This is a genomic window from Bradyrhizobium sp. SRL28 (genome assembly GCF_018596315.1).
Taxonomy (GTDB): Bacteria; Pseudomonadota; Alphaproteobacteria; order Rhizobiales; family Xanthobacteraceae; genus Bradyrhizobium.
The window spans coordinates 34,637-50,523 of record NZ_JAHEAG010000033.1 but is presented as its reverse complement, the minus strand read 5'-3'; the positions used below and the strand labels follow the sequence as shown (position 1 = coordinate 50,523).

The following is a 15,887-nucleotide window of genomic DNA, read 5'->3' as shown; positions in this document are numbered from 1 at the left end:
GTGGGTCGTATTATCTGCTGCGGCCTCGGGCCAGGCGATCCGGACTTGATGAGTGTGCGCGCTGATCGCGAAGTCCGCGCGGCGAGGCATGTTGCCTATTTCCGGAAGAAAGGTCGCCCCGGCCAGGCCCGGCGCATCGTCGATGGGCTACTTGCCAAGGACATCTGCGAATACCCGATGGAATATCCGGTCACTACGGAGATCGCCTTTGATAGTCCGGAATATGTCCGCCTCCTCGCCGGCTTTTACGACGAGTGGGCGGAGCGTCTTGCGCGGCTCACCCGCGCGGTCGACGTTGTCGTGCTCTGCGAGGGCGATCCCTACTTCTATGGTTCCTTCATGCACCTGCACGCTCGATTGCAGGGGCGAATAGAGATCGAGGTGGTCGCAGGCATTCCCGGAATGGCGGGCTGCTGGAATTCGGTTGGCCAGCCGATCGCCCTTGGCGACGACGTGATGACGGTGCTGATGGGAACGTTGCCGGAGCACGAACTCGAACGGCGCGTGCGCAATTCCGATGCGCTCGTGATCATGAAGACCGGGCGCAATCTCAGGAAGGTCCGTCGCGCGTTGGCGGTCGCCGGCCGGCTTGATGACGCATGGCTGATTGAGCGCGGCACCATGCCGGGCGAGCGCGTGGCGAGGCTGAGAGACGTCGACGAGGCAGATTGCCCCTATTTTGCGATCGTGCTGGTGCACGGGCAGGGGCGGCGCATGGAGTCCGCCGAATGACGGGCTCGCTGACCATCGCGGGACTTGGGCCGGGCGACGAAGCGCTCGTCACGCCGGAAGTCTCCGCCGCGCTCGCTTCCGCGACCGACATATTGGGCTATGCGCCCTATGTCGAGCGCGTGCCGGCTCGCGACGGCCTTACGATGCATCCATCCGACAATCGCATGGAGTTGCAGCGTGCGGCCCTCGCCCTGCGGCTGGCATCGGAAGGACGCCACGTCATTGTGGTCTCCTCCGGCGATCCTGGCGTGTTCGCGATGGCTTCAGCCGTGTTCGAAGCGCTTGAAGCATCGCCGCAATGGCAGGGGCTTCCCATCCGGGTCCTTCCTGGCGTGACCGCGATGCTGGCGGCCGCTGCCCGCGCCGGCGCGCCTCTAGGCCACGATTTTTGCGCCATGAACCTCTCCGACAATCTGAAGCCGTGGCCGACGATCGAGAAACGCCTGCGACTTGCCGCCGAAGCCGACTTCGCGATCGCGATGTACAATCCGCGTTCGGCGAGCCGGCCCGAGGGTTTTGGACGCGCGCTCGAGATTCTGCGTGAGGCGGGCTGCGGTGAACGCCTCGTGATCTTCGCGCACGCTGTCAGCACGCCCAAAGAACAAATTCAAATGGTCACGCTGCACGAGGCGCGGTCGGAGATGGCCGACATGCGAACCCTCGTCATCGTCGGTAATTCGGCGACGCGTCGCGTCGGTCGCTGGGTTTATGCTCCGAGGCATGCCCGATGACCGAGCCATTCCATGACCTCGGCCACGCTTTCCGCCCGCGGCCTGTCGGGCAGTTGCGGCCGCGAGAGCATGACAACTGGAAGGCCGAGCTCGCGCGCGGCGTCGATCTTGGCACGCGCGCCCGTTCCCCCGGAATTGCGGGCAACGATCCATTCGATGCCGCGCGAGCGCATCATCTCCAATTCGCCGGCGAGGGTGAATGGTCCGCGCGACACGATGACGTCGGCGTCTGGCAACGGCAGCGGTCCAGCGGGAGGATCGACAAACCTCAAAGTGTAGGCGTGCTGCGGCTTGGCGCCGAAGGGGGCGATATGCTGCCGGCCGATCGCAAGAAACACCTGCGCGCGCTCGTCTGGCAACACCGCAACAGCGGAGGTGATGTCCGCGACTTCGATCCAGCTTTCATCGTGCGCTTTCGCCCATGGCGCGCGCTCGAGCGCGATCAGCTGGGCTCCACTCGTCGCACACGCCGCCACCGCGTTGCGGCTCATCTCGGCCGCGAAGGGATGGGTCGCGTCAATGACATGCGTAATTCGTTCTCGACGAAGGTATTCGGCAAGGCCGCTCGCGCCGCCGAAGCCGCCGATGCGGGTCGGCAGCGGCTGGTTTGCAGGGGCCCGGGTGCGTCCCCCGTAGGAATAGACCGCGTTGAGCCCCGCACGCGCCGCGGCGTCCGCGAGCACATTGGCATCGCTCGTTCCGCCCAGGATGAGGGCGCGCATCATGGGTAATCCCTGGCTGACCATTATAGGCATCGGCGAAGATGGCCTTGCAGGCCTCTCCGAAGCAAGTCGAAAAGCCCTTGCAGAAGCCGAAACGGTTTTTGGCGGCGACCGGCATCTCGCGCTGGCAGGCATTGCCGACCGCGGCCGTCCGTGGCCGGTGCCGTTCGATGCGGACTGCGTGCTGGCCTGCCGCGGTCGGCCGACGGCGGTGCTCGCCTCGGGCGATCCGTTCTGGCACGGCGTCGGCGGAAGTCTCGCGGAGAAATTGCATGCCGGCGAATGGATCGTCCATTCCGCACCGTCAACATTCTCGCTAGCGGCAGGACGGCTTGGCTGGCGGCTGGAATCCGTGAGCTGTCTCGGCCTTCATGCTGCACCGTTTGAACGGCTGGTTCCGCATCTGGCGCGCCGCGCGCGCATCATTTGTCTGGTGCGCGACGGCAAGGCGGCCGGCGATCTGGCCGAATGGCTGACAGCGCGCGGCTGGGGGGAGTCGCGGTTATGGACTCTCACCGCGGTTGGCGGCCCACGCGAGACAATCACGCAACATCGCGCTAACAGCTACGTCACCGACCATAGCGCCGGTCTGGCAGCCATTGCGTTGGAGGCCGGCGGATCGGATGGGCTGTCACGCAGTTCTGGCCTCCCGGATTCGCTGTTCGTGCATGACGGCCAGATTACCAAGCGTCCGATGCGCGCTCTTGCGCTTTCGGTGCTGGCACCCAAGCCCGGCGAGCGATTGTGGGACATCGGTGCGGGCTCCGGCTCGATCTCCGTGGAGTGGGCCTTGTGCGGAGGCGTGGCGATGGCCATCGAAGCACGAGGCGATCGCGCCGCGAATATCCGCAGCAATGCCGCCGCCTTCGGCTTGGCGCATCGGATCACCGTCATCGAGGGAACGGCCGCCGGCATTCTGTCGGGCATCGAGACACCACAGGCGGTGTTCGTCGGCGGAGGGCTTGATGCCGCGATGTTCGATGGCGTGTGGTCCCGCATGCAGGCGGGAACGCGGATCGTTGCGCACGCCGTCACGTTGGAGACGGAGGCGTTGCTGTCGGATCTGCAGCAGCGTTACGGCGGCGAACTGATGCGGGTCGAAATCGCGCAGGCAGGTAGCCTCGGCCGCTACCGTTCCTGGGAGGCGGCGCGGCCAGTCGTGCAATGGAGTGCGGTGAAGTGAAGGTCGCGGGTCTGGGATTCAGGCGTGACGTGAATGTTGCTTCGCTGCGCGAAGCGCTTGTCGCCGCGGGTGGTCCCGACGGAATCGCGGCTGTCGCAACCGTCAGCGAGAAGGCAGAAGCGGCGGCGCTCAAATTGCTGGCGCGTGAACTCAACGTGCCGATCAAGGCCGTGCCGGCCAAGGCCCTGGCAGGCATCGTTACGCCGACACAGTCTGAATTCATCAAGGCGAAGCTCGGCGCGGGATCCGTCGCGGAAGCCGCCGCGCTTGTAGCGGCCGGCCGACATGCGCGCCTTATTTCGACACGGATGGTTTCGCACGATCGGACGGCCACCGCAGCGATCGCGGAAGGAGATGGCGAATGACGGTGCACTTCATTGGCGCAGGGCCGGGGGCTGCCGATCTGCTGACCTTGCGCGGCCGTGATCTCATTGCCGCATGTCCGGTCTGCCTATATGCCGGCTCGCTCGTGCCCGAGGGCGTTCTTGCGCATTGCCAGCAAGGTGCGCGGATCGTCAACACCGCACGGCTATCGCTCGATGAGATCATCGCCGAGATCGTTGCCGCGCACGCGGAAGGCAAGGATGTCGCACGGCTTCATTCCGGCGACCTTTCGATCTGGTCGGCGATGGGAGAGCAATTGCGCCGCCTGCGTGCGCTTCACATTTCCTATACAATCACCCCTGGCGTGCCGGCCTTTTCCGCAGCGGCGGCGGCGCTCGAAGTCGAGCTCACGCTGCCGGGTCTTGCGCAGTCCGTCGTGCTGACGCGAACGCCGGGCAGGGCGAGCGCGGTGCCTGAGGGCGAAAATCTCGCCGCCTTCGCCGTCACCGGTGCGGTGCTCGCCATCCATCTCTCGGTGCATATGCTCGCCAAGGTGGTCGCCGAACTCGCGCCTCATTATGGTCTGGACTGCCCGGTGGCTGTCGTCTGGCGCGCGAGCTGGCCCGACCAGCGCATCATCCGCGCTACGCTCGGTACGCTCAATGCCACTGCTGGCGCCGAGCTCGAGCGCACAGCGCTCATTCTGGTCGGTCGCACGCTGGGGTCGGAACAATTCGCAGAGAGCCGCCTCTATGCGGCCGATTATGACCGTCGCTACCGGCCTGTCGGCACGACGCCGCGTTTTCCGGAGGCGTCGTGATGGCGCGGAGCCTCATCATCTCCGCGCCGGCATCCGGTGTCGGCAAGACGACGCTGACGCTGGCGCTGGCGCGCGCCTATCGCGATCGCGGGCTGAAGGTCCAGTGCTTCAAGAGCGGACCGGACTACATCGATCCGGCCTTTCATACCGCCGCTACGGGACGCGCATCCGTCAATCTCGACAGCTGGGCCATGCATCGCGAGGCGATCGAACGCCTCGTAAGCCGGGGCACGGATGCGGATCTCGTTCTGGCCGAGGGCTCGATGGGCCTGTTTGACGGCGTCGCGGTACCTGGCGTCTCGGGCACCGGCGCCAGTGCTGACATTGCCGAAATGATGGGCTGGCCGGTTCTGCTGGTAATCGATCCTTCCGGGCAGGCGCAAACCGCCGCGGCCATAGCTGCCGGGCTGCGCGACTTCCGCGCGGGTGTGCGCCTTGCGGGCATCGTCCTCAACCGCGTCGCTAGTGCGCGGCACGAAGAGCTTGTGCGTCGCGCCTTGACGGCCGCAGGCATTGCCGTGTTCGGCGCGCTACCGCGCCACGCCGCGATCACCTTGCCGAAGCGGCACCTTGGCCTGGTGCAGGCCGAGGAGCAGGCCGAGGTCAACGGCCTGATCGCTGAAGCCGCGCGCATTGTCTCCGAACATGTCGATCTCGACGCAGTGCTGCAATCGGCATGCGCCTGGTCACCGCAACTGGTCGCGCGCAGTGTAAACGTCACGCCGCCCGGCCAGCGCATCGCGCTGGCACGCGACGCTGCCTTCTCTTTCGTCTATCCGCACATGCTCGAAGCCTGGCGTGCCGCCGGTGCCGAGATCTCAACCTTCTCGCCGCTCGCCGACGAAGGTCCTGACGCCAGCGCCGACGTCTGCTGGCTACCTGGCGGCTATCCGGAATTGTATGCCGGCCGGCTAGCTTCGAACACGCGATTTCGCCGTGCGCTAAAATCCTTTGCCGAGACACGGCCGGTGCATGGCGAATGCGGGGGCTATATTGTGCTGGGAACTGCCTTGACCGATGCCAACGACGCACTCCACGAGATGACGGGATTGCTTGGCCTGGAGACAAGTTTTGCCCAGCGTCGCATGCATCTGGGCTACCGGCTTGCCAAACTTGCCGCGCCGATGCCGGGACACAAGGCCGGCGCATGTCTGCGCGGCCATGAGTTCCACTATTCCACGATTGTCTCGCAGCCCGATACGCCCCTGGCCATCGTGCGGGACGCGACCGGTGTGACCGTTGCCGAAACCGGCTCGCGGCGCGGTCACGCCACCGGTACGTTCTTCCATCTGATTGCGGAGGACAGGTGAGCGGCTTTGTTTCCTTTGTCTCGGCCGGTCCAGGCGATCCCGAGCTCCTGACGCTCAAGGCGGCCGCGCGTCTGCGCGCCGCCGATGTCGTGCTGTATGACGACCTTGCCTCGGGCGCGATCCTCGATCACGCCCGCCCCGGGGGCAATCTGGTGGCTGTTGGCATGTCAACCGGCTGCTCATCGACTACGCCGCCGCAGGTGCCCGCGTGGTTCGCTTGAAATCGGGAGACGCCGGCATCTTCGGCCGGCTTGAAGAAGAGATCGAGGCGCTGCGAGCTGCGGGCATTGACTACGAGATCATTCCAGGCGTCACGTCAGCCTGCGTTGCGGCAGCGCGCGCCGGCATTCCACTCACCCGCCGGCACACCTCGCGCCGCGTCCAGTTCGTGACCGGCGCAGGTGTCACCGGGCGGTTGCCCGCGAATCTCAATTGGGCGGCACTGGCCGATCCTGAATCGACGACCGTGGTCTATATGGGCAAGCGCACATTCCCGGTGCTCGCGGCAAAGCTGATCGAGCACGGCATGGCTCCCGACACGCCGGCGCTATTTGCGGAGTCTCTGGGCCGCGCCGAGGAGCGGATTGTCCGCACCACGATTGCAAAGCTTGCAGAGCAGCTCGCGCAAGCCAGCGCCGCAACGGCGGCGGTCATTCTTTTCGGCGCGCTGGCGGGAGAGACTCTATGATGACGCCGTCGCCCGATCTCGCGAGCCCCTTGACGTCTTCTCGTCGGAAGGAGCACACAGAGCAGGCATGGTGCTCGAAGCGGCGCAAAGCATAATCGGAAACGGGGAAGGGCGGACCTGAATGCGGCGCCCAAAGCCCCGGCCGCCCCCGCGCCTGTAAGCGGTGAGGGGCTCCAATCCGCCACTGGGCCGTCAGCTTGGGAAGGCCGGGACCCGTTTCGAACCGCGAGCCAGGAGACCGGCTCTGCAGTTTTTAACACCAGCGCCGTCGTGTGACGGCAGAAGGGACGTAAGTCATGCATATCGAACCAGGTATCGTTACGGGCGCCAAGCTCGTGCTGAGTTACGCGACCGGTGCCGTTGCCGCCGGCTGCGCTCTCAAGCTCACGGTCGAAACCGTGCGCGAGCAGGGGTTTGTTTCATTCGCGGTGCGCACCGTCGCAACAACGGTCCTGGTCTTCTCTTTCTTCGAACTGCTGCCGCATTTCCGGATCGGGGTCTCGGAGGTGCATTTCATTCTCGGCTCGACGCTGTTTCTCCTGTTCGGCGCAGCGCCAGCCGCATTCGGGCTGGCGCTTGGTCTTCTGCTGCAGGGGCTGTTCTTCGTACCGACCGACCTGCCGCAATATGGTATGAACGTGACCACGCTGCTGGTGCCTTTGTTTGCGATCCAGGCGCTGGCCGGGTGGATCATTCCTCGCAGCACCGCCTATGTTGACCTGCAGTATCGCCAGGCGCTTGCGCTTTCGACCGCCTATCAATCCGGCATCGTGGCGTGGGTCGCCTTCTGGGCGCTGTATGGTGCGGGCTTTGCGGCCGAGAACCTCGCCTCCATCGCGTCTTTCGCCGCTTCCTACGCGCTCGTCGTAGTATTTGAGCCGCTGGCCGATCTGGCCGTGCTGGCACTGGCGAAATCACTACGAGATGTGACGGCCGACGGTCTTGTTACCTATCGCCTTCACAACGCCGCCTGAAGATGGCGTAAGGGCGGTCGCAAGTCGCGGCCGCCCCCACTCATAACGTGATGCTGACACTCTCCCTGATAGGCATTGGCTGCGGCGATCCCGAGCAGCTCACGCTTGCTGCGATCCGCGCGATCAATGCGGCTGACCTGGTGCTGATTCCGCGCAAAGGTGCCGCGAAGTCCGATCTCGCCGACCTGCGCCGGCTGATTTGTGCGCAAGCCTTGACGAACAGTCGCACGCGCGTTGCTGAGTTCGACCTGCCCGTTCGCGGCACCGCGCAGGAGCACTACCGCAAGGGAGTGGAGGAATGGCACGACGCCGTCGCCGTGACCTGGTCCCGGGCAATTGCGGCGCATCTCGGTCATGACGGGCGCGTTGCCCTGCTGATCTGGGGCGATCCTTCGCTATACGACTCGAGCCTGCGGATCGCACGAAGGCTTGATCCGTTGCCAATGATCGAGGTCGTGCCAGGCGTCACGTCGATCCAGGCGCTTTGCGCCGCGCATGCACTGCCACTGAACGACATCGGGGAGCTCTTTCTCGTCACCACCGGACGGCGGCTGCGCGAGGTCGGTTGGCCGTCAGGCACCGACACCGTGGTCATCATGCTCGATGGCGGTGCCGCGTTCCAGTCGCTCGACCCGAACGGACTACATATCTGGTGGGGCGCCTATCTCGGGATGCCCGAGCAGATCACCATGTCAGGTGCGCTTGCAGAAGTGGGGCCAGGCATCGTCGCCGCACGACAGGAAGCACGCGCCAGGCACGGCTGGATCATGGATAGCTACATCCTGAAGCGCGTGTCGTAGCACTCGTACGAAGGCCGCTGGCATCTTGAACAATCACCAAGGGCAGGACCACATGCTACCCGAGTGGGTCTACCAGGAGTGCCCGGGCGTTTCGACCGTCCATCGCGATGCCGCCCTGGCCCGTCAGGCCGAGCTCACCAAGCCGACCGGTGCGCTGGGTCGCCTCGAGCACCTCGCGATAGAGCTGGCCGGTCTGCAACAAACCGACCGGCCTCGAGCCGAGCGCGTACCGATCATCGTCTTTGCAGGGGATCACGGCATCGTCGCGCAGGGAGTATCGGCCTATCCTCAGGAAGTTACGAGCGCGATGATGTCGAATTTCGCGTCAGGCGGTGCAGCAATTTCGGTTCTTGCGCGCGAGCTGGGCTTAAGTCTAGAGATCGTCGATGCCGGGACGCTCGCCGAACAGCCCATCCCGGGAGTCGCGACAGACAAGCCGCGCCGGGGCAGCCGGGATTTCAGCAAAGAAGCGGCGCTCGAGTTGGGGGAGGTCGCCTTTGCCTTCGACTGCGGCAAGCGTGCCGTCGCGCGGGCGGCCTCAGCAGAACCAGATCTTCTGATCCTTGGTGACATGGGGATCGGCAACACCACGACTTCTGCGGCAGTCGCCGCCGCGCTGCTTGGCATGGGCGCCGAGCAGGTGGCCGGCAATGGCACCGGGCTCGATGCAGACACCCGTGCACGCAAGGCGCACCTGATTGATGCAGCGCTGGCTCGTCATGACCTTACAAGACCAGGAACTTCTGCCGAGCGGATCCTGTGCGCGGTAGGCGGTCTCGAAACTGCTGCGATTACGGGCGCGATCATCGCCGCCGCACAGCGTCGCCTCCCTATCCTGATCGACGGTTTCATCGTGTCCGTCGCGGCATTGACGGCGGTGCATCTTAATCCGTCGTGTCGGCCCTTTCTCTTATCCTCGCATCAATCGGCCGAGCAGGGGCACCGCCTGGTTCTTGAGGCCCTGAATGTGCAGCCGTTGTTCAATCTGGACCTCAGGTTAGGGGAGGGATCGGGCGCCGCGCTTGCATTGCCGATCCTGCGGCTTGCATGCGCTCTGCACAATGGCATGGCGACCTTCGCGCAAGCCAGCGTTCCGAATCGCTCATAACGCGACATTCTGATTGACCGACACAATCCGCCAATTGTTCCGTAGCCGATCAATTCGGGTGATCGACAGCGGATCGATAACAAAGCGCAACGCTGCTTGCGGTGCGATGTCGAGGGCTACGCAGAGCGCGGCGCGAATAGTGCCGGAATGCACGACGAGCGTTGCTGGACCAGCAGCTATTTTACGAAGTCCATCCCGAACCCTCGCAATTTGATCTTCGAAGCTCTCGCCGCCGGGTGGGCTTGAACGAGCGGGATCCTTCCAGAACTCGGCGTACCCTTCTTCTCCGAGAGCGGCGAGATCGTCGTGACGTCGGCCGGTCCAATCCCCGAAGTCCTGCTCCCGAAACTCAGGCACCAGGATTGGATCAAGCTCGAATGCGCGCGCGGTATCGAGAGTTCGTTGAGACGGACTCGCATAGCTTGCGGCGACCCGCGGCAAGCGCCTTCGCACGGCTTCCAAATGCGCCCGATCGCTGAGATCGGCCGGAGCGCCCGAAGGGGAGATCGTTCCTTCGATAGAATCGACGACCGCATGCCGGACCAACCAAAGAAAGGCTTCCCCTTCCATTCCCATATCTCCGAGATGCTTATCAATGCGAGAAACATCTTGAACATTCGCCCGCGGACGGTTTACCGCGACCAAGGACTGATATCACAGCCGGAGCAAAATGCGTATCTCAACTCCTCCCGGCGCCGCCGCCGTGCAAGGAAGGCGCGGTGTTGCCTGGCGTCAGGGCCGGTTTTTCATGACCGCGCTCGTGCCTTGTTAATGCGACGGCGATGGGCGCCCGCGCTGATTGCCATCGGCCCCTGTTCTGGAATCGACATCAGCCGGCCTGCGGATGCGTCGGGCGTCGAGCTAACTGAGCTCCCGAACGTCTCGAACGGTCGCCGGGGGATCTCCTGCGCGTCGTCGCGCGCGGCAAGCTGTCCCGCGTAGAGACATGCTTTGCAGGCTTAACGGCTAAATCGCCGGCAACCTATACCACTGGCTGATATGATCAGGCCAACAGCGAGAATAACCATAAGCTGGTGCGATGTGAAGCAGCATCGCTCCCCCAGTGCTGACTTCCCGGTCGGCCGCCGAAAGGGGCAACTGAGCTCGTCGAGAGACGACCATCGTCATTCGATGCTCCGTGGTGTCGTGTTCGGCGTGTCCGGTTGAAGACGCGTATGTCCGGAAACCGACGCCGAGGCGCAAGTATTCCGTCGCCGCGGCGCGAAGCACATGATTTTGACTCTTCAAGCAAGGCTCGCACAACGTGCTTGGTGGCACGTCGATTGCTGGGACAAGGTAAAGGATCCGCACGACCATGCCGCTCTCCCAGTCGTTGGCGCAGGAGCTAAATGAACTTTACTCGATTGATCCAAATCAACACCAGAGACGCCGCACTGAGTGCCGTCAGGTTTCGCAACGCACGAAGAATATTCGCGTTGGCCGCGACACCTGCCTGTCCTCGACAATCTCTAGTCATCCCGCGCGTCTCGCTGAGCGCATCGCGACGTGCGATCTGATCGGGGTCCAGTGGGAGGCGAATGCAGGTGGCTGATCGAAATGTGCTGCTTCAGTAACGAGCCAAAGAAGAAACTGATGGGACGCCGCCGCAGCTGCTATCGCGGCTTTCCTGCACACGAAAACTAAAGGAGTCCCAAAGCATGAACGCGCCAAGCTATTCCGAGGCCCTGGAATTCGCGATCGACCGTTCGTACGAGATCAACCTAGACATGTTGAGATCGCGAAACTTGCACCTTGATACGCACAACGATTATCTCGTCGGCACCTATCCGCCTCTCAAGGCAATGGGGGACCTGAATGCCGAAAGGTTGTTGACTCAGGTCGCGTCGTCAATTGATCTCTATTTCCACATCCCCTTCTGTAATCAGTATTGCACCTTTTGCCACTTCGCCAAGGAAATCAATCCATCTTCCGAGCGAGTGGAACGTTATTTGGTGGCTTTGAATAAGGAGATGAGTTGGTCAGATGCGGCGCTTGCTGGCAGAGATGTTGAGACTGCTTTTTTGGAGGTGGCACTCCCTCGTTTTTGACCAACCATCAACTCAAAACGCTATTTGATATGACTAATCAGCGCTTTGATTTATCGAGGGCCGAAGTAAGTTTCGAATTGCATCCCTCTCTTGTGAAGCATGCGGACGCTGCGGATCGCATATCCACTCTACTTAGAGGTGGGGTAAACCGCTTCGTACTGGGCGTTCAAAGTCTAGACTGGAATATTTTGCGCATACTGAACCGCGGGCACGGTGTGGAGGAGGTGATACAAACCGTAAAATTGCTGAATGAAATGGGCGTTGAGAACCTGTCGCTTGACCTCATGTATGGGCTGCCGCAGCAAACGCTCCGAAGCTGGTACGACTCAATTATCGGCCTATTGGACATGGGAATAGAGAAGTTCAATGTATTCCCATTGATGTTTAAATCGACTGACCCCGTGGCCCGCCATTTGGCTAGAGGACGATATCAATTCGCCGGGGCTAAAGAGCGCATCATAATGCACTTTATGGCAGAGCACATCCTCACTAAACTCGGCTATCGCCACGGGCCGATTTTCTATTGGACTAAGAGGTCGCAGCCGCACTCCGTTCAACAGCGCCGTAAGTACGATTCCTGGAACGACAATAATCTTGTCCCGTTTGGGGTTGGCGGATTTGGTTACATGAGCCAGTGCCAGTTCTATAACGAGGCAGCCTTAGATCGCTACCTCTCTAGGGTTGAGGCAGGCGAGAAGCCAGTGTGGAGGGGTGTTGTACTGTCGCAGGACGACCTTATGCGCCGAACGTTAATGTTTGCTTTGCGAAGCAGCGGAGTGTTGCTCTCCCGATTCGAGCGGGAATTTGGAGTATCGGTTGAAGAATACTTTTGCCGCGAGCTTGAAATCTTAAGGGAGGCGGGTCTCGTCTGCATCTCAAACGATGGCGTGCTGTCGTTAACTGCCGCCGGCAATATCAACTCGGGCGCTGTTTCGCTGCTATTTTTCTCCGACAATGTGCTTGAGCGGGTCGCGTACAACGATGGCAGGATAACAGACAAGCGAACCGATCTGCTCGAAAAACACGACTACTCGCCGGCCGCAAGATACGGGTCAAGTGCAGAAATGCAAGCTGTCTTTCGATGAAATCGGGGCGCTCGTCTATGATCCATAGTTTATCCCTTTCCACTCCGGAGCCGCCGCCCTATCGGGAGCAGCAGATATTTTCTCATCTTGCCGATAGCATTGATCGCGGGCAGCGAAAACGCCCGCTTGGGCTTGTCAGCAATTTTGTCGCCGATCAGCTTCCGCACTGCATTGCCGAGATCAAAGGCAGTAAACGGCCAGATGAAGGGGTCAAGGCTCTTGGACGCAGCGTCAACGCGATGATTGCATCGACTGACTATGAGGTACAGCTGCTGAATCTGCCGCAGCCCGACTTCGCGATCGCTAAGACAGACATCCAGTATCTCGTCAACTGTGCTTATCAGATGTCAGCGTTTGCCGGTCTTGATCCCGTGGACGCGGAGTTGACGGTGGGAGAGGAGCTGAGCCGTCTTGCCTGCTTAAGTTGTCATCGGCAGCCTAGCATTGAGGTCCTCTCGTATGAAGATATGATCCTTGCGAACCCGGTGCAGAGCGATCCACGCGTGTATTGCCTCGGCGCGGCCGGGGTCGAGGAGCGAGATTTTTGCTTAGGTCACCAACTCATCGAGAGCGAGCTACAGCTAGCAATCGACGCTCTACTTGAATTGCGTGACGCGGCTGGCGCGGACGCTCGTCAATGTCTTGCGGTATGCTTGGAGCGCCTTGAGTCAGCAAATAATGTTCTGACCCGCTTTTACGAACATATGTCGCCTGACCTATTTGGCCAATTCCGTGTGTTTTACGGAAAGAACCCTTACAAGAACAGGCTTGGCCCGAGCGGCCGGTTCTCTGCCCGCATAGTGGCGGTCTCGGTGCTACTGGTCGGTGAAGAACTCTTCCAACAGAGGCCGCAGTTTTATAGGGATGTATATCGGCTGTCCGAATACTATCCGCAGGGATGCATTCACGAGGTGTTCCGCTGGTTGTCACCGGACAATAGAAGCGCGGAGCTCACGCCAACTTGGCTAGAAGGGAAAGCGGACTTTCCTAAGTCTGCAACCATTTCGTCCGTCATGGAACGCCACGGCAATGAAATCGGAAACCTGCGCGCGTCTTGTGTTTATGCGCTGGATCAGTTCACCCGGATGCACCGTATTACTGCCTTAAAGTATACGGTTGAACCGGGTCGTCCAACTGTCGGAGTTGAGGCGTCGGAAAGTGTTGAGGTTGTCCTTTCACAGCGGCTATTAACGGCGGCGCGTCCGTAAGCTGACGGTATGCGCCAGACGTGCGGCGCCCGACACCGGTCGAAAGGTGATGTTCGATGTCTCAAGACGAGGTGATCTTTCGTCGGTTTGAGTCAGGGGATACTGATGATGTATGGCATATGCATAGAAGCGCATCGGAGGATGTTGGTGTGCGTGGCCCGGAAGGAGCGTGGGAGGATGATCTACGCAACATTGGAGAAGTATACATCGCGTCAGGCGGAGACTTCGTGGTTGCGCATATTGGTTCCCGACTCGTTGCCATGGGTGGATTGAAACCTGTTGACGGTGATGTCGCAGAGCTGAAGCGGATGCGGGTCGATCCTGCCTTTCACCGACGAGGGCTTGGGAGGAGGATTCTTAGTGAATTGGAATCGCTAGCCGGTGCTCTAGGATTCAAGTGGATAATTCTCGACACGACAAATATCCAAGTAGGGGCTCAAAGGCTTTATGAGACGGCTGGCTACGTTCGCCGCAAGGAAGGGATGTTGCACGGATATGCAGTGATTTTCTACGATAAGCGGCTCACCGGCCGGGATGACCCACCTCACATGATAGACGACATTGTGAACCTGGATAATCCAGTCTAATCCTGAGGGACCAGCTTCGTGAAAAGCTGAAGAAGGTGGAGGCGCTAGGATTTCGGCGCGCGACGACCAAGAGAAGCGCGGCGTCGCGGAAGCGCGGAAGGTGAGCTCGACGAGAAGACGTGGCGATGCCCCCATTGAGGTGATGGTTACCTATCAGACAGTGTCGAACAGCGACTTGGTCATGCAGACGCTGCGACCAGAATATCGTGCGTTCGTTCGGCCCTGCGTGATGTGTACGGAGGACTGATCGCAAAGCCACCGAGCTAAAGCCGGCAGCTTACTTGCCGCTTTCTGATTGAATGCGTTCCGTTTCCCCGGCTCTCATCGCCCTTGCGTGACTAATTTGAGCGCTTCTTCTGGAAACGGCTTGGTATCTCTCAAGTGTTTTACGTGTGGTGTTGGCCTGCTTCTTGCTACCCTAGCGTCAGCAAGTCGTCGCTAACAGATCTCGGGGAATTTATGGGCGGGGCAGCGGAAACGTTTTACGGCGTCATCAGACGTCAGGGTATCACGCGTCGCAGTTTCCACAAATTCTGCAGTTTGACGGCAACGAGCCTCGGGCTCGGTCCGCTCGCGGCAAGCCAGATTGCCAACGCGCTGGAGACAAAGCCGCGTGTGCCCGTGATCTGGATGCACGGGCTCGAATGCACCTGCTGTTCGGAAAGCTTTATCCGCTCGGCCCATCCGCTCGTCAAAGACGTGGTGCTGTCGATGATCTCGCTGGATTATGACGCCCTGATCATGGCGGCGGCAGGACACCAGGCCGAAGCCATCCTCGAGGAGACCCGCGCCAAGTACAAGGGCGAGTATGTGCTTGCCGTTGAAGGCAATCCGCCGCTGAACGAAGGCGGCATGTTCTGCATTGATGGCGGCAAGCCGTTCGTCGAAAAGCTCAGGGCGATGGCGGAAGATTGCACGGCGATCATCGCTTGGGGGACTTGTGCGTCCTGGGGTTGCGTGCAGGCGGCCAAGCCCAACCCGACTGGGGCGACGCCGATCGATAAAGTGATCACGAACAAACCGATCATCAAGGTGCCCGGCTGCCCGCCCATCGCAGAGGTCATGACCGCCTTGGTGACATTCATCACCACGTTCGGAAAGCTTCCCGAGCTCGACCGCCAAGGGCGTCCAAAGATGTTCTATTCCCAGCGCATCCACGACAAGTGCTATCGGCGTCCCCATTTCGACGCCGGCCAGTTTGTCGAGGTGTGGGACGACGAGTCAGCGCGCAAGGGCTATTGCCTCTACAAGATGGGCTGCAAGGGGCCGACCACCTACAACGCCTGCTCGGCCGTTCGGTGGAACGGCGGCGTTTCCTTCCCGATCCAATCCGGCCACGGCTGCTTCGGCTGCTCCGAAGATGGCTTTTGGGACAAGGGCTCGTTTTACGATCGACTGACGACCATCAAGCAATTCGGCATCGAGGCCAACGCCGATCAAATCGGCATGGCCGCTGCTGGCGCGGTCGGCCTAGCCGTTGCCGCGCACGCGGCGGTCACGGCCGTGAAGCGGCTGACCCGTAAACCGGGCCGAGTAGCTCAGGAAAAATAATCGAATTCAGAAGGAC

16 protein-coding genes, 1 pseudogene and 1 riboswitch are annotated in these 15,887 nt (G+C 61.4%); of the genes and pseudogenes, 15 read left to right on the top strand and 2 right to left on the bottom strand.

All coding sequences use genetic code 11. The features are described from left to right. Positions 1–732: a precorrin-2 C(20)-methyltransferase gene (locus KIP88_RS36070; RefSeq protein WP_214492924.1), complete on the top strand. Its 732-nt coding sequence runs from the start codon at positions 1–3 to the stop codon at positions 730–732. Continuing rightward, the gene (gene cobJ, locus KIP88_RS36065) at positions 729–1,463 is read left to right on the top strand and encodes a precorrin-3B C(17)-methyltransferase (RefSeq protein ID WP_214492923.1); all 735 of its coding nucleotides are present in this window, start codon (positions 729–731) and stop codon (positions 1,461–1,463) included. Before KIP88_RS36070 ends, cobJ begins: the two co-directional genes overlap by 4 nt. On the opposite strand, the gene KIP88_RS36060 is transcribed toward cobJ, so the two are convergent. Further along, positions 1,439–2,188 carry a cobalt-precorrin-6A reductase gene (locus KIP88_RS36060; RefSeq protein ID WP_214492922.1) on the bottom strand — a complete coding sequence of 250 codons (750 nt, stop codon included), beginning with the start codon at positions 2,186–2,188 and terminating at the stop codon, positions 1,439–1,441. The genes cobJ and KIP88_RS36060 overlap by 25 nt on opposite strands. On the opposite strand from KIP88_RS36060, the gene cbiE reads away from it, so the two are divergent. The 8 genes and pseudogenes from cbiE to cobT all read left to right on the top strand — a co-directional run bounded on the left by cbiE (position 2,187) and on the right by cobT (position 9,392). Beyond that, positions 2,187–3,368, top strand: coding sequence for a precorrin-6y C5,15-methyltransferase (decarboxylating) subunit CbiE (gene cbiE, locus KIP88_RS36055; protein ID WP_214492921.1), 1,182 nt, complete (start codon positions 2,187–2,189; stop codon positions 3,366–3,368). The two genes, KIP88_RS36060 and cbiE, sit on opposite strands and share 2 nt — an antisense overlap. Then, positions 3,365–3,733, top strand: a complete 369-nt coding sequence (locus tag KIP88_RS36050; RefSeq protein WP_214492920.1) for a cobalamin biosynthesis protein — start codon at positions 3,365–3,367, stop codon at positions 3,731–3,733. Before cbiE ends, KIP88_RS36050 begins: the two co-directional genes overlap by 4 nt. Beyond that, positions 3,730–4,512 carry a precorrin-4 C(11)-methyltransferase gene (gene cobM / locus KIP88_RS36045; RefSeq protein ID WP_214492919.1) on the top strand — a complete coding sequence of 261 codons (783 nt, stop codon included), beginning with the start codon at positions 3,730–3,732 and terminating at the stop codon, positions 4,510–4,512. The genes KIP88_RS36050 and cobM overlap by 4 nt, the downstream gene beginning before the upstream one ends. Next, entirely contained in the window at positions 4,512–5,822 is a 1,311-nt protein-coding gene (locus KIP88_RS36040; RefSeq protein WP_214492918.1) for a cobyrinate a,c-diamide synthase, read from the top strand. Before cobM ends, KIP88_RS36040 begins: the two co-directional genes overlap by 1 nt. Continuing rightward, positions 5,819–6,510 (top strand): annotated as a pseudogene (gene cobA, locus KIP88_RS36035) (uroporphyrinogen-III C-methyltransferase). Before KIP88_RS36040 ends, cobA begins: the two are co-directional and overlap by 4 nt. Before the next feature lie 51 nt (positions 6,511–6,561). Then, positions 6,562–6,772, top strand: a riboswitch (cobalamin riboswitch). Between the two features lie 34 nt (positions 6,773–6,806). After that, complete coding sequence (locus tag KIP88_RS36030; protein WP_214492917.1) at positions 6,807–7,484, top strand: energy-coupling factor ABC transporter permease; 678 nt, start codon at positions 6,807–6,809, stop codon at positions 7,482–7,484. A 50-nt stretch (positions 7,485–7,534) separates the two neighbouring features. Beyond that, on the top strand, positions 7,535–8,284 hold the full coding sequence (gene cobF / locus KIP88_RS36025) for a precorrin-6A synthase (deacetylating) (RefSeq protein WP_214492916.1): 750 nt from the start codon (positions 7,535–7,537) through the stop codon (positions 8,282–8,284). Between the two features lie 52 nt (positions 8,285–8,336). Further along, positions 8,337–9,392, top strand: coding sequence for a nicotinate-nucleotide--dimethylbenzimidazole phosphoribosyltransferase (gene cobT / locus KIP88_RS36020; protein WP_214492915.1), 1,056 nt, complete (start codon positions 8,337–8,339; stop codon positions 9,390–9,392). Here cobT and KIP88_RS36015 read toward each other — a convergent pair. Next, a complete protein-coding gene (locus tag KIP88_RS36015; protein ID WP_057846123.1) occupies positions 9,387–9,962 on the bottom strand; it encodes a histidine phosphatase family protein in 576 nt (191 codons plus the stop codon). The two genes, cobT and KIP88_RS36015, sit on opposite strands and share 6 nt — an antisense overlap. Before the next feature lie 1,088 nt (positions 9,963–11,050). Here KIP88_RS36015 and KIP88_RS46905 point away from each other — a divergent pair. From KIP88_RS46905 to KIP88_RS35995, 5 genes are all read left to right on the top strand, one after another. After that, complete coding sequence (locus KIP88_RS46905) at positions 11,051–11,440, top strand: hypothetical protein (protein WP_249791272.1); 390 nt, start codon at positions 11,051–11,053, stop codon at positions 11,438–11,440. Next, positions 11,437–12,525, top strand: coding sequence for a radical SAM protein (locus tag KIP88_RS36010; protein ID WP_308163715.1), 1,089 nt, complete (start codon positions 11,437–11,439; stop codon positions 12,523–12,525). Before KIP88_RS46905 ends, KIP88_RS36010 begins: the two co-directional genes overlap by 4 nt. Positions 12,526–12,542: 17 nt before the next feature. Continuing rightward, entirely contained in the window at positions 12,543–13,733 is a 1,191-nt protein-coding gene (locus tag KIP88_RS36005; protein ID WP_244608572.1) for a hypothetical protein, read from the top strand. Between the two features lie 56 nt (positions 13,734–13,789). Then, a complete protein-coding gene (locus tag KIP88_RS36000) occupies positions 13,790–14,320 on the top strand; it encodes a GNAT family N-acetyltransferase (RefSeq protein ID WP_108521719.1) in 531 nt (176 codons plus the stop codon). 459 nt (positions 14,321–14,779) lie between these two features. Next, complete coding sequence (locus KIP88_RS35995) at positions 14,780–15,871, top strand: hydrogenase small subunit (RefSeq protein ID WP_214492914.1); 1,092 nt, start codon at positions 14,780–14,782, stop codon at positions 15,869–15,871. Positions 15,872–15,887 lie beyond the last annotated feature (16 nt).

Coding starts and splice junctions, on each gene's coding strand:
- cobJ (WP_214492923.1), top strand. CDS start 729: ATGACGGGCTCGCTGACCATCGCGGGACTTGGGCCGGGCGACGAAGCG.
- KIP88_RS36030 (WP_214492917.1), top strand. CDS start 6,807: ATGCATATCGAACCAGGTATCGTTACGGGCGCCAAGCTCGTGCTGAGT.
- cobF (WP_214492916.1), top strand. CDS start 7,535: ATGCTGACACTCTCCCTGATAGGCATTGGCTGCGGCGATCCCGAGCAG.
- KIP88_RS36000 (WP_108521719.1), top strand. CDS start 13,790: ATGTCTCAAGACGAGGTGATCTTTCGTCGGTTTGAGTCAGGGGATACT.
- cobM (WP_214492919.1), top strand. CDS start 3,730: ATGACGGTGCACTTCATTGGCGCAGGGCCGGGGGCTGCCGATCTGCTG.
- KIP88_RS36015 (WP_057846123.1), bottom strand. CDS start 9,962: ATGGAAGGGGAAGCCTTTCTTTGGTTGGTCCGGCATGCGGTCGTCGAT.
- KIP88_RS36040 (WP_214492918.1), top strand. CDS start 4,512: ATGGCGCGGAGCCTCATCATCTCCGCGCCGGCATCCGGTGTCGGCAAG.
- KIP88_RS46905 (WP_249791272.1), top strand. CDS start 11,051: ATGAACGCGCCAAGCTATTCCGAGGCCCTGGAATTCGCGATCGACCGT.
- KIP88_RS35995 (WP_214492914.1), top strand. CDS start 14,780: ATGGGCGGGGCAGCGGAAACGTTTTACGGCGTCATCAGACGTCAGGGT.
- KIP88_RS36060 (WP_214492922.1), bottom strand. CDS start 2,188: ATGATGCGCGCCCTCATCCTGGGCGGAACGAGCGATGCCAATGTGCTC.
- KIP88_RS36005 (WP_244608572.1), top strand. CDS start 12,543: ATGATCCATAGTTTATCCCTTTCCACTCCGGAGCCGCCGCCCTATCGG.
- cbiE (WP_214492921.1), top strand. CDS start 2,187: ATGGGTAATCCCTGGCTGACCATTATAGGCATCGGCGAAGATGGCCTT.
- cobT (WP_214492915.1), top strand. CDS start 8,337: ATGCTACCCGAGTGGGTCTACCAGGAGTGCCCGGGCGTTTCGACCGTC.